We start from the raw sequence: 11,978 nt of genomic DNA, 5'->3' as shown, positions 1-11,978 counted from the left end.
TTGTAAGAAAACTCAAAGAGCAAAATTATGAACGATGATCTATCAAAAAAAAGACTAGGACGTGGATTAGCGGCATTGATTGGAGATATCAATTTAAACAACAATATTGCACGTTCATCAAGCTTTGATAAATTAAATGAATCCGGTAGTCTTTCTGAGCGATTTATTTCTATTGAATCTATTTCATGTAATCCTCACAATCCTCGGCGTCATTTTACTGAAACAGAGCTTGATAATTTGACACAATCAATTCGTCAACACGGTGTGGTTCAACCGGTTATTGTGAGGCCTTTAAGAGATCATCCTCATCGGTTTGAATTGATTGCGGGTGAACGGCGCTGGCGTGCAGCACAACGTGCAAATTTAAGTCAATTACCCGTTATTATTCGTGATGTGGACGATAAAACGGCTTTGGAATTGGCAATTATTGAAAATGTTCAACGTGCAGATCTTAATCCTATCGAAGAAGCAAAGGGATATGAGATGCTTCTAAATGAACATGATTATACGCAAGTAGATTTAGCGCAAGTTATAGGAAAAAGTCGTAGTCATGTTGCAAATACGCTTCGTTTGTTAAAACTTCCAGAAAAAGTACAACAATTCTTAACTGATGGACAACTTTCTGCAGGTCATGCACGTTGTCTTATAACCGTTGATGATCCACAAAATTTAGCTGAGAAAATTATTCGTGAAGGGCTTTCAGTACGTCAAACAGAAATACTTGCATATGAGCAAGCTAATCCTAAAACTAAAAAGCGTACCAATACGGAGAAAGATGCTGAAACAAAATCTTTAGAAAAATTACTTGCAGATGTGATAGGAATGAAAGTTATTATTCGACATGGTAAAAAAGGTGGAGATTTAAAAATACATTACTCTTCATTAGAACAATTAGATGAAATTTGTCGGCGTTTACAAAGTTAATCAATTGTTCTAAAAAGATTTTTTTAACAGTTATCTTTTAAAATTTTTATTATTCTATACATATGCTCTTTAGCAAATTCTATATTTCTTGCAGGTAAAGAGTTTTTTTCATAAGTAGAATTTTCTTCATCAGTAAGTACATACAATGTCGCTTGAAGTGCTAGGTGAGCAACAACAAAATCTTTCGGTGTTATATTATTTTCTTTTAAAATATTCACAAGTTTTGGTTTACTAGAAATATAGGTAGTGTAGTTTTCAATACTAGAGTGGATACTAGAATCATAAGTTATAAGATTATTTTTTGTTTCTGGAAGTAAGTTTTTACATTCTTTTTCAATTTTTTCCAGCTTTAAAAGAAAATCTTCCGTTAAGGGATAATTTGCAATGAGAGGTGCTATAAGAGAAGAATTATCTGTTTCCTTTTCCTCTGCCATTGTTTGTTGAATATGTATCACGAAAAGAAAAAGCAGGAACAAACGTAATACGAACTTACGCATGGTTAAAAATTGTCCTTTCTTCTTCGAACTTCAGCAAAAACTTCTTCATCTGTTTTTTCTTCCATTACAAGGTTCTTTCGCAATACACTATCATCCCAGCGGAGAAAGGGATTGGTGGCTTTTTCTTGCCCTAAGGTTACTGGTAAAGTCATAGCGTTTTTTGCACGTAGCAAAAAAACTTCCTCTATTCTTTGGTGGAGTTTTTTATTATGTGGGTCAATTGTTAGTGCGAAAAGAGCGTTATTTTTTGTATATTCGTGTCCACAATAGAGAAGTGTTTCATCAGGAAGTTTACGAAGTTTTTTTAAAGAATTCAGCATTTGTGCTGGTTTTCCTTCGAAAAGACGTCCACAGCCCAATGAAAAAAGTGTATCTCCAGCAAAGAGTAAATTCTTTTCAGGAAAATAGTAAGATAATGCGCCTAGAGTATGACCAGGTGTTGAAAGAGCTAAAAGAAGGTGTGAGCCAAAAGAAAAACTTTCATCAGGTTGAAGTGTTTTATCAAGATGATTGATCTTTTCTTTTTCTGCTTCTGGTCCGATAACCGTAGCGTTGTAAACTTGTTTTAATTCTGATAGGGCTTCTACATGGTCGTGATGATGATGAGTTACAAAAATAGTGTTAAGTGTCCAATTGTGGCGCTTTAAGGCATTGTGAATCGCTTTGCTTTCAGGAGCATCTATTGCAGCTGTCATACCACTTTTTTCATCATGAAGGAGTACACCGAAATTGTCTTCTCGACAAATAAACTGTTCAATCAACATATTTTTTCTCCCGAACAGTGTTTGGCGATGAATCTATAAAATAATCGGTAGTGATGATTTTTTTAAGAATCAGATTTGTCCTCTTCTGTAAAAAGTCCTTTTGAATGTTTTATAATTATAGGCATTTGGGTAAGCATGAAAAGGACTGTTATAGGCATGACGCCAAATACTTTGAAACTTGTCCAGAAATTATCGCTAAAATTACGCCAAATTATTTCATTCAAAATGGCAAGAAAAATGAAAAAAAACGCCCAACGATAGGTAAGTTTTTGCCAACCTAAATCATCAAGTTTTAAGGTAGAATCAAGAGCATAACGTAAAAGTGGTTTTTTAAAAAACATCCCTCCAAAAAGTATAAAAGCAAATAAGCTATTAATGATTGTTGGTTTCATTTTTATGAAAGTTTCATTATGAAGCCAGAGAGTTAGAAAGCCAAAAACTAAAACAAATATTCCTGAAATAAGAGGCATAATAGGAATTTGTCTTGCAAGGATCCATGATAAGCTTAGGGAAATAATAATAGCCACCATAAAAATAGCTGTTGCAGGGAAAATAGGCTTACTAAAATTTTGAAAAAATCCAATGTTTTTTATCAGCCATTCTCCCTTATAATTGGCAAAAAAGAAGGCAACCAATGGACCCATTTCCAAAAGAAATTTAAGTGTTGGTGAGAGAGAATTTTTTTTATTGTTATTCATCTTTTTTTCAGAATTATTGTGTAAATTAAGATTAGATAAAGGCTGTTTCATGCGTGTTTTCCTGCAATAGTTTCGGCAAAGTCAGAAGCAGAAAAGGGTTGAAGGTCTTCAATATCTTCTCCTATACCGATAAAATAAACGGGTAATTTATATTTTGCTGCGATAGCGACAAGAATTCCTCCTCGTGCAGTCCCATCTAGCTTTGTCATAACTAAACCATTAACACCAGCAATATCACGGAAAATGTCCACTTGGTTGAGTGCATTTTGTCCGGTTGTTGCATCAAGAGTTTGAAGGATTGTGTGGGGTGCTTGAGGGGTGTGTTTTTTTAAAACACGAATAATTTTTGCCAACTCATCCATTAATTCAGATTTATTTTGTAAACGCCCTGCTGTATCAATAATTAATACATCACTGTTTGTTTTTTTTGCTTTTTCATAAGCATCAAATGCTAAGCTGGCGGCATCTGCACCCAATTTTGTCGAAATAACAGGAGAATTGGTACGTTCACCCCAAATGTGTAGTTGCTCAATAGCAGCGGCTCGGAAAGTATCACCTGCTGCCAGCATAACTTTTAATCCCCCTTCTGTTAATTTGGCTGAAAGTTTTCCAATAGTTGTCGTTTTTCCAGTGCCATTTACACCTACCAGCAAAATAACATGAGGTTTATGGCTGAGATCAAGTTCTAATGGTATTGCAACAGGTTCCAGAACTTTTTTGACCTCATCAGCTACAATAGTATGAATATCATTTGGGGAGAGGTTTTTTCCGTAACGACTGGAAGCTAAAGTATTTGTGATGCGTGTTGCTGTCTCTACACCTATGTCAGCTTGGATAAGAATATCTTCGAGCTCTTGCAGTGTATCTTCATCAAGTTTTCTTTTAACAAAGAGATCGCCAATTGATCCGCTTAGGCGTTGTGAAGAAAGGGATAGGCCTTTTTTAAGGCGCCCAAACCACGCTGTCTTTTTTTGTTCAACAGAAGGTTCAGATAAAATTTCTTCATTCTTTTTTTCACGGATGTTGTCTGTGACAATAATTTTACCAGAAAAGGGAATTTTATCAGAATGGGATTCTAGAAATGGAGATTTTTCATCATATTTTGTAAGTATTGACTCTGGATTTTTTGTTTGTTCTTCTTTTTCTGTGTTTATAGAGATTTGATTATTTTTTGTCTTTTCATTTTTGTCTTTATTTTCTTCTATTATATCGCTTTTATCAGGAATAGAAATCTGTTGTTCAATTTCTTGCTCTTGAGATTTGTTAAAAGAGAATATTTTTTTTATAAAAGATTTAGTCATAAGAATTCTCCTGCTCAAGCAGCGTTTAATTTTGGAGGGACAGCAATCAATTTATCGCCATCATGATCAACGATAAGGGCTTGAACAATTGTTCCTGCTTTTGCACCTTTAACTTGTACAAGAGTATAATCTTCTGTTCGTCCGATTTCATCTTTTTCAACGAGAATTGTTTGTAGACTGTTTTGTAAATGAGCAAGATGCTTTTGGTAAGCCATATCACCTGCTTTACGCAATTTTTCAGCACGCAGCTTAACTATTTTACGGTTGATTTGTGGCATACGTGCGGCAGGTGTTCCTTCTCTTGGACTAAAGGGGAAGACATGGAGATGGGTTAAATTACAATCTTTGATTAAGGCAAGACTATTTTGAAACATCTCTTCTGTTTCTGTAGGAAAACCAGCAATTAAGTCGGCACCATAAACCATTGTAGAACGTTTGGCACGCAATTCTTGGCAAAATTGAATGGCATGTTCGCGCAGATGACGCCGTTTCATCCGTTTTAAAATCATATTATCACCTGCTTGCAAAGATAAATGCAAATGGGGCATGATTCTTGTTTCATAAGCTAAAAGATTTATGAGTTCTTCGTCTGCTTCAATAGAGTCAATAGATGAGAGGCGTAATCGGGCTAAGTCAGGGACATGATGCAAAATAGCTGAAGTTAATTTTCCTAGAGTAGCTTTTCCAGGAAGATCGTGGCCATAACTTGTAAGGTCAACACCTGTAAGGACCACTTCTTGGATACCCCCACCTATCAGCTTTTTAATTTGTTCTATGACAGCACCCATGGGAACTGAACGAGATGGTCCTCGTCCATAAGGAATAATGCAAAATGTACAGCGGTGATCGCATCCGTTTTGTACCTGTACAAAAGCGCGGGTGCGCTCTTGCATTGCACTGACCATATGTGGAGCAATTTTTTGTACTTCCATAATGTCATTGATATGCACCTTTTCAGAATGATTAATACCAAAATCAGGAAGTTGACGATAAGAATGAGCGTGAAGTTTATCTTCGTTTCCTAAAACAAGATCTACTTCTGTCATTGAGGCAAAATTTTGTGCTTCTGTTTGGGCTGCACACCCTGTTACAATGATACGCGCATGAGGATTTTCACGTCTTGCTTTGCGGATAGCTTGTTTTGCTTGTCGTACGGCTTCGGCAGTGACAGCACAGGTATTAAAGATAATAGCACCATCTTTAAGTTGATCTAGCCCTGAAGAAGTACTTTCTTTGCGAATGATTTCCGATTCGTAGCTATTAAGTCGACAACCAAAAGTTACAATTTCTATTGCCATCAGGAGTGATCCTTTTTGTAACACCCTGTTAAAGGGCTTAAAAAACCACTAAAGTGATATTTAATTGGTCCTGTCATGATAATATGATCGTCTTCTCGGTAAAAAATATTAAGTTTTCCCTTTGGTAAATTTACATCAACATGGCGCTCTGTAAGTCCACGACGATAAGCAGCCACTGCACTTGCACAAGCAGCACTCCCACATGCTTGTGTTAATCCTGCCCCTCGCTCCCATGTACGTAAATTTAGACTTTTCTTTGACGTTATGCAAGCAATGGAAATATTGCACCGTTCGGGAAACAGGGGATCATGTTCAAGTTTTGGCCCATATTTTTCTAATGGAATATGTTGAATATCATTTTCAACAAAAAAGATAGCATGGAGATTGCCAATGGATATGAGACAAGCGTCTTTTAGGGGACCAGCGATAATTTCTACGTGATTGGTATCAACTATTTCACGTGAAACAGGCATCTCTTTTGCATTGAAATTTGGGCATCCCATATCAACAGAAATGAGATTATCGGTTTGGTATTTTCCTTCAATAATTCCAGCGGGAGTTTCTAAATGAAATTTTTCACCAAAATTGTGATCTTTAAGCCATGCGATGACACAGCGGGTACCATTGCCACAAGCTTTAGCCATTGATCCGTCGGCATTCCATATTTCTATGCGGAAGTCGGTTTTTTTCTGGGTTGGTGTGTGGATAGCCATGATTTGATCAAAATGCATTTCAGGATCTGCCGACAAAGCAAGGATTGCTTGTGGTGTAAGAGCGTATGTGCTTTCACGCATATCAACAACAATAATTTGATTTCCAAGACCGTCCATTTTGCTAAATGGCGTTTTCATGAAACTTCTCTATTTCTAATGATTACTTATAAAAAGATATATGACTGAAAATATTATAAATTTCTAGTGTTTAATAAATATAAAATTGGGCACATAAATTATTTCTTTTAAAATAAGTGATTTTAACCTGTTTTTTTTAATTTGTTAATTTATCTTTGTAACTATAACAAATATTCGCTTAATTTTTTTGTGAACTTATTTATTGTCGTGGGAGAGAGTACAGACATGGCGTTTTCAAAAGTTTCGTTTTTCGTTGCACTATCAACTGTAATGTTTTTAGGGGGATGTTCAACAACACGGTTTGATGGTAATGACGATGGTAACGCATTAGAAGTTTTTTATCCATCTCAACAAATGACAATATTAGAAGCGTCTGATCTGTCGTCTACTTCTTCGTCGATATCTGAAGATGCAAACGCTCCGATGTATGAAAAAGGAGATTCTCAGAGCGATGGACGAATGGCTAGTCTCGAATTGCCAAGTAATGCTACTGATTTATTTCCTGCAAGTGTTGCTGGGGTGTGGAATCTTTCTATGGGAGGAAAAGTTTGCCGGATTGCAACTCCACAAACAAAGTTTGGACAAGGGTACCGTGCTGGTCCTTTACACTGTCCAGGAATTGCTTCCCAAGTGAGATCGTGGGCTGTTAAAGGAAAAAGATTATATTTTTATAATAACTCTGGACGTGTTATCCTCGTTCTTTATTCTTCAAATGTTGATCGTTTTGAGGGACGTACACTTGATGATCATCCCGTTATTTTAAGTCGTTAAATCATTTTTGATCGTTTATGACAAACTAAACTAGACGGACAGATTCTTGAAAAGTATTTGTATTTTTCATTGAGATCGGTTTGAAAAAGGTTTTTTGGATGATTCTCGTTTCAACACGTTATAAGAAGCTTGTCGCTAAAGGAGAGGTTTGTTTTGATCCCGCTCAATTAGCTATAACAGAATATTTTGATCATTTATTAAAAAAAATTGCGGAACAAAATATCTCTCATCCTTTGCCTTGGATATTTTGCTCTTTCTTTAACAGAATATTTAAAAGGAAAAAACAAAATATTTCTTGTGTTGTAAAACAAGGAGATGAAACAGGTTTTTTTCAGGGACTGTATATTTATGGTGAAGTAGGACGGGGCAAAACCATGCTGATGGATTTGTTCTTTTCTTGTTTGCCTAAAGGTCATAAAAAGCGTGCCCATTTTAATGATTTTATGGCTGATGTGCATGAGCGTATTAATTTTTATCGTCAAGCATCTGGGTGTGCAAAATTTAAACAAGATAATCCTATTTTAGCTGTTGCTGAGGATCTTGCACGAGAAGCAAAAGTACTTTGTTTTGATGAGTTTAGTGTAACGGATATTGCTGATGCTATGGTATTGGGGCGGCTTATTTCTGCTCTGTTTGATAAAGGAATTTTCTTTATTGCGACTTCAAATGTGGCGCCGGATAACCTTTATTGTAACGGTTTAAATCGTGAGCTCTTTTTGCCTTTTATTCAAGTTTTGAAAGCATATGTTCGTGTTGTTAATCTTGATGCAAAAACAGATTATCGCCTCGAAAAATCAAATCTACAACAGATGTATGTATCGCCGTTGGGGGTTCAAGCAAATGAATATATGGATCAAGCATGGACACTTGTATTGCAAGGACATAAGGAGACATCTGATGAGCTTTCTATAAAAGGGCGCATTATTCCTATTCCGCGCTTTGGTGCAGGATGTGCTCGTTTTGATTATGGGGATTTATGTGAAAAGCCTTTGGCCGCGGCTGAATATTTGTTATTAGGGGAGCGTTATCATACGATTTTTATTGATAATGTACCGGTCATGGATGATACATGTCGCAATGAAACAAAACGGTTTATTTTGCTTATTGATATTCTTTATGAGCGCCACATACGGTTGTTTATGTCGGCTGCGGCAGGGATAGGGGCTTTGTATAAAGGGCATGCGCAGATTACGGAAACATTTGAATTTCAAAGAACACAATCACGTCTTTTCGAAATGCAAAGCTACGATTATTTAAAACTTTGGGAAGAACATTTTCTTTTGAAGAAGAAGCATTGATTATACTTTTACCTTTACGTAAACTGTCAAAACAATAACTTTTTGAAATTAAAGAAATATAATAATTCTGTTGTATTTTTTTAAAATTCACTTTATCGATACATCGTGATAATTTTCTAATAGTTGTTTCAGCGGAGGGTTGTTGTTTCTGTAAGGAGATAAATTTGTAAATTTCATTTCTTTACTCCTTTTTATGATATTGTTTGAATATGGTTGAAGTCAAAAATATTCAGTATACGGACGTTGATTGGGTGTGCGCTGAATTATCTAAAAGTTAGGAAAAAATAAAATGGCACGGAAAAAAATAGCTCTCATTGGTTCAGGTATGATTGGTGGTACTTTAGCACATATTATTGGGCTTAAAGAGCTTGCTGATGTGGTCTTATTTGATATTACAGAAGGTGTGCCACAAGGTAAGGCTCTAGATATAGCCGAATCTTCTCCCGTTGATGGTTTTGATATCAGTCTAAAAGGTGCTAATGCTTATGAAGCAATTGAAGGTGCTGATGTTGTTATTGTAACAGCAGGCGTTGCGCGAAAACCTGGTATGAGTCGTGATGAACTTTTGGGCATTAATTTAAAGGTTATGGAACAAGTTGGAGCTGGAATTAAAAAATACGCTTCTTCAGCGTTTGTTATTTGTATTACCAATCCCCTTGATGCGATGGTGTGGGCATTGCAGAAATTTTCAGGTCTCCCTACACATAAAGTGGTTGGTATGGCTGGTGTTCTTGATTCAGCGCGTTTTCGTCATTTCTTATCTGAGGAATTTAAGGTCTCTATTAAAGATGTGACAGCGTTTGTTTTAGGGGGCCACGGTGATACAATGGTTCCTCTCGTGCGTTATTCAACGGTTGGTGGTATTTCTTTGCCTGATCTTGTAAAGATGGGCTGGACAACACAGGAAAGAATTGATCAAATTATCCAGCGTACCCGCGATGGTGGTGCAGAAATTATTGGTTTGTTAAAAACAGGTTCTGCTTATTATGCACCAGCAGCTTCTGCTGTTTCTATGGCTGAGGCTTATCTAAAGGACACTAAGCGTGTTGTGCCTGTTGCAGCTTATCTTTCAGGAGAATATGGGGTTAATGATACTTACGTTGGTGTTCCTGTTGTACTTGGTGCAGGTGGTGTTGAACGAGTCATTGAAATTGATCTTGATAAAGAAGAAAGAGGTGCTTTTGATCATTCAGTAAATGCGGTTAAAAAGCTTTGTGAAGCTTGTATTGCTCTTGTACCTAGTCTCAAGTAAATTGAACAAGATTTAATTCATTAAAATAAGTATTTAGAATGTTAAAACTTTAGGATTAATAAGATCCATAAAAGAAAAGGACAAATGCATGAATATCCATGAGTATCAGGCCAAACGTCTGCTTCATGAATATGGAGCACCAATTGCAAATGGTGTCGCTGTTTATTCTGTAGAGCAAGCTGAAAAATGGGCGGAAAAATTGCCCGGACCTCTCTATGTGGTTAAAAGTCAGATACACGCTGGTGGTCGTGGTAAGGGTAAGTTTAAAGAACTTGGTCCTGATGCAAAGGGTGGTGTTCGGCTTGCACAATCTGTTGAAGAAGTTGTTGCAAATGTTCAAGAAATGCTTGGAAAAACTTTGGTAACCAAACAAACTGGTCCAGAGGGTAAGCAGGTCAACCGCCTTTATATTGAAGATGGTGCCGATATTGAACGGGAGCTTTATCTTTCACTTTTGGTTGATCGTAGCGTTGGTCGAATTGCTTTTGTTGTTTCAACAGAAGGTGGAATGGATATTGAAACGGTTGCTGAAGAGACACCAGAAAAAATATTCACGCTTCCCATTGATGCTGTAGAGGGTGTTACTTCTGCTGATTGTGCAAGACTTTGTGATGCGTTGAAACTACAAAGTAGTGCGCGAGAAGATGGTGAAAAGCTTTTTCCGATTCTCTATAAGGCATTTTGTGAAAAAGATATGAGCCTTTTAGAAATCAATCCGCTTATTGTGATGAAAGATGGTCACTTGCGTGTTCTTGATGCGAAAGTTTCTTTTGATAATAATGCTCTGTTTCGTCATCCAGATATTTTAGAATTGCGCGATCTTTCAGAAGAAGATCCAAAGGAAATAGAAGCATCAAAGCATGATCTTGCTTATGTTGCTCTTGAGGGTACGATTGGTTGCATGGTTAATGGTGCTGGGCTTGCTATGGCAACAATGGATATCATTAAGCTTTATGGAGCAGAGCCAGCGAATTTTTTGGATGTTGGTGGTGGAGCATCAAAAGAAAAGGTGACAGCTGCTTTTAAAATTATTACGGCCGATCCAAATGTTAAGGGCATTTTGGTTAACATTTTTGGTGGTATTATGCGTTGTGATGTCATTGCTGAAGGTGTGGTTGCTGCTGTTCGTGAGGTTGGTTTAAAGGTTCCCTTGGTTGTTCGTCTTGAAGGTACTAATGTTGAGCAAGGTAAAGCAATTATCAATGAGAGTGGTTTGAATGTTATTCCTGCTGATGATTTAGATGATGCTGCCCAAAAAATTGTTGCAGCCGTGAAGGGAGCTTAAGCTATGTCAATTCTTGTGAATAAAGAGACAAAAGTTCTAGTTCAAGGGCTTACAGGAAAAACAGGAACGTTTCATACAGAACAGGCGCTTGCTTATCATGGTACGCAAATGGTTGGTGGCGTTAATCCTAAAAAGGGTGGAGAAACATGGGAAGGTTCAGAAGGCGAAACTCTTCCTATTTTCGCTAATGTTGCAGAAGCAAAAGAAAAAACAGGTGCAGATGCTTCCGTTATTTATGTTCCTCCTGCAGGGGCTGCTGCAGCTATTATAGAGGCTATAGAAGCTGAAGTTCGTTTAATTATCTGTATTACGGAAGGTATTCCCGTTATGGATATGGTTAAAGTGAAGGCGCGATTAGAAAACTCAAAGTCTCGTCTTATTGGTCCTAATTGTCCCGGTATTCTTACACCAAATGAATGTAAAATTGGTATTATGCCTGGTTCTATTTTTAGAAAAGGTTCTGTTGGGGTTGTCTCGAGGTCGGGAACTTTAACTTATGAAGCCGTTTTTCAAACGAGTCAGGAAGGTCTCGGACAAACAACTGCTATAGGGATTGGTGGCGATCCTGTTAAGGGCACTGAATTTATTGATGTGTTGGAAATGTTTTTAGCGGATGATGAAACCGAGTCTATTGTTATGATTGGTGAGATTGGTGGTTCTGCTGAAGAAGAAGCAGCACAGTTTTTGCAAGATGAAGCAAGAAAAGGTCGTAAAAAGCCAGTTGTTGGCTTTATTGCTGGCCGTACGGCTCCTCCAGGACGTACAATGGGACATGCTGGTGCTGTTATTTCTGGTGGTAAAGGTGGAGCAGAAGATAAAATTGCGGCAATGGAATCAGCAGGGATTCGTGTATCTTCTTCGCCATCACAGATAGGTAAGACTTTGATGTCAGTTTTGAAAGGCTAAAAGAAAGTTTCACCTGAATAAGAAAAGGTTCTTAGATTCAGGTGAAAAAGCTTGAGTATAAAAAGGTAAAACTTTTTTGAATGTTCGAATCACTGCTTGTTTGTAAGCATTTAAAGGTCAAAAAGAGATATAA

The 11,978-nt window shown here is 37.1% G+C and carries 12 protein-coding genes; 6 read left to right on the top strand and 6 right to left on the bottom strand.

Annotated features, from left to right (window positions below; genetic code table 11):
• Positions 1-27: 27 nt before the first annotated feature.
• Positions 28-924 carry a ParB/RepB/Spo0J family partition protein gene (locus ACFIMP_RS01645; RefSeq protein ID WP_375612765.1) on the top strand — a complete coding sequence of 299 codons (897 nt, stop codon included), beginning with the start codon at positions 28-30 and terminating at the stop codon, positions 922-924.
• A gap of 23 nt (positions 925-947) precedes the next feature.
• Here the strand turns inward: ACFIMP_RS01645 and ACFIMP_RS01640 are convergent, their stop codons facing one another.
• The 6 genes from ACFIMP_RS01640 to dapF all read right to left on the bottom strand — a co-directional run bounded on the left by ACFIMP_RS01640 (position 948) and on the right by dapF (position 6,333).
• Positions 948-1,421: a hypothetical protein gene (locus ACFIMP_RS01640; protein WP_375685925.1), complete on the bottom strand. Its 474-nt coding sequence runs from the start codon at positions 1,419-1,421 to the stop codon at positions 948-950.
• 2 nt (positions 1,422-1,423) lie between these two features.
• Positions 1,424-2,185 (bottom strand): hydroxyacylglutathione hydrolase, encoded by a 762-nt coding sequence (gloB, locus tag ACFIMP_RS01635; RefSeq protein WP_375612762.1) that lies wholly within the window; start codon positions 2,183-2,185, stop codon positions 1,424-1,426.
• 62 nt (positions 2,186-2,247) lie between these two features.
• Positions 2,248-2,934: a septation protein A gene (locus ACFIMP_RS01630; protein WP_375639861.1), complete on the bottom strand. Its 687-nt coding sequence runs from the start codon at positions 2,932-2,934 to the stop codon at positions 2,248-2,250.
• Positions 2,931-4,184, bottom strand: coding sequence for a signal recognition particle-docking protein FtsY (gene ftsY, locus ACFIMP_RS01625; RefSeq protein WP_375612760.1), 1,254 nt, complete (start codon positions 4,182-4,184; stop codon positions 2,931-2,933). The genes ACFIMP_RS01630 and ftsY overlap by 4 nt, the downstream gene beginning before the upstream one ends.
• Before the next feature lie 14 nt (positions 4,185-4,198).
• On the bottom strand, positions 4,199-5,482 hold the full coding sequence (mtaB, locus tag ACFIMP_RS01620; protein WP_375612759.1) for a tRNA (N(6)-L-threonylcarbamoyladenosine(37)-C(2))-methylthiotransferase MtaB: 1,284 nt from the start codon (positions 5,480-5,482) through the stop codon (positions 4,199-4,201).
• Complete coding sequence (dapF, locus tag ACFIMP_RS01615; RefSeq protein WP_375628539.1) at positions 5,482-6,333, bottom strand: diaminopimelate epimerase; 852 nt, start codon at positions 6,331-6,333, stop codon at positions 5,482-5,484. The genes mtaB and dapF overlap by 1 nt, the downstream gene beginning before the upstream one ends.
• Positions 6,334-6,558: 225 nt before the next feature.
• On the opposite strand from dapF, the gene ACFIMP_RS01610 reads away from it, so the two are divergent.
• The 5 genes from ACFIMP_RS01610 to sucD all read left to right on the top strand — a co-directional run bounded on the left by ACFIMP_RS01610 (position 6,559) and on the right by sucD (position 11,845).
• Positions 6,559-7,104, top strand: a complete 546-nt coding sequence (locus tag ACFIMP_RS01610; RefSeq protein ID WP_375620904.1) for an AprI/Inh family metalloprotease inhibitor — start codon at positions 6,559-6,561, stop codon at positions 7,102-7,104.
• Positions 7,105-7,202: 98 nt separating this feature from the next.
• Positions 7,203-8,402: a cell division protein ZapE gene (gene zapE, locus ACFIMP_RS01605; protein ID WP_375685924.1), complete on the top strand. Its 1,200-nt coding sequence runs from the start codon at positions 7,203-7,205 to the stop codon at positions 8,400-8,402.
• Positions 8,403-8,691: 289 nt separating this feature from the next.
• The gene (mdh, locus tag ACFIMP_RS01600; RefSeq protein WP_375685923.1) at positions 8,692-9,654 is read left to right on the top strand and encodes a malate dehydrogenase; all 963 of its coding nucleotides are present in this window, start codon (positions 8,692-8,694) and stop codon (positions 9,652-9,654) included.
• Between the two features lie 88 nt (positions 9,655-9,742).
• Positions 9,743-10,939 (top strand): ADP-forming succinate--CoA ligase subunit beta, encoded by a 1,197-nt coding sequence (sucC, locus tag ACFIMP_RS01595; protein WP_375612755.1) that lies wholly within the window; start codon positions 9,743-9,745, stop codon positions 10,937-10,939.
• A 3-nt stretch (positions 10,940-10,942) separates the two neighbouring features.
• Positions 10,943-11,845 carry a succinate--CoA ligase subunit alpha gene (gene sucD / locus ACFIMP_RS01590; protein WP_375628543.1) on the top strand — a complete coding sequence of 301 codons (903 nt, stop codon included), beginning with the start codon at positions 10,943-10,945 and terminating at the stop codon, positions 11,843-11,845.
• Positions 11,846-11,978: the final 133 nt, after the last annotated feature.

Origin of the sequence: Bartonella sp. AP65SXKL (genome assembly GCF_042195725.1) — a bacterium.
Taxonomy (GTDB): domain Bacteria; phylum Pseudomonadota; class Alphaproteobacteria; order Rhizobiales; family Rhizobiaceae; genus Bartonella.
Note: the sequence above shows the minus strand (reverse complement) of the source record. Positions and strands in the feature narration are given on the sequence as shown.

Bases quoted from the DNA above. Each gene is read 5' to 3' on its own strand.
- ACFIMP_RS01645 (WP_375612765.1), top strand. From the start codon at position 28: ATGAACGATGATCTATCAAAAAAAAGACTAGGACGTGGATTAGCGGCA.
- ACFIMP_RS01640 (WP_375685925.1), bottom strand. From the start codon at position 1,421: ATGCGTAAGTTCGTATTACGTTTGTTCCTGCTTTTTCTTTTCGTGATA.
- gloB (WP_375612762.1), bottom strand. From the start codon at position 2,185: ATGTTGATTGAACAGTTTATTTGTCGAGAAGACAATTTCGGTGTACTC.
- ACFIMP_RS01630 (WP_375639861.1), bottom strand. From the start codon at position 2,934: ATGAAACAGCCTTTATCTAATCTTAATTTACACAATAATTCTGAAAAA.
- ftsY (WP_375612760.1), bottom strand. From the start codon at position 4,184: ATGACTAAATCTTTTATAAAAAAAATATTCTCTTTTAACAAATCTCAA.
- mtaB (WP_375612759.1), bottom strand. From the start codon at position 5,482: ATGGCAATAGAAATTGTAACTTTTGGTTGTCGACTTAATAGCTACGAA.
- dapF (WP_375628539.1), bottom strand. From the start codon at position 6,333: ATGAAAACGCCATTTAGCAAAATGGACGGTCTTGGAAATCAAATTATT.
- ACFIMP_RS01610 (WP_375620904.1), top strand. From the start codon at position 6,559: ATGGCGTTTTCAAAAGTTTCGTTTTTCGTTGCACTATCAACTGTAATG.
- zapE (WP_375685924.1), top strand. From the start codon at position 7,203: ATGATTCTCGTTTCAACACGTTATAAGAAGCTTGTCGCTAAAGGAGAG.
- mdh (WP_375685923.1), top strand. From the start codon at position 8,692: ATGGCACGGAAAAAAATAGCTCTCATTGGTTCAGGTATGATTGGTGGT.
- sucC (WP_375612755.1), top strand. From the start codon at position 9,743: ATGAATATCCATGAGTATCAGGCCAAACGTCTGCTTCATGAATATGGA.
- sucD (WP_375628543.1), top strand. From the start codon at position 10,943: ATGTCAATTCTTGTGAATAAAGAGACAAAAGTTCTAGTTCAAGGGCTT.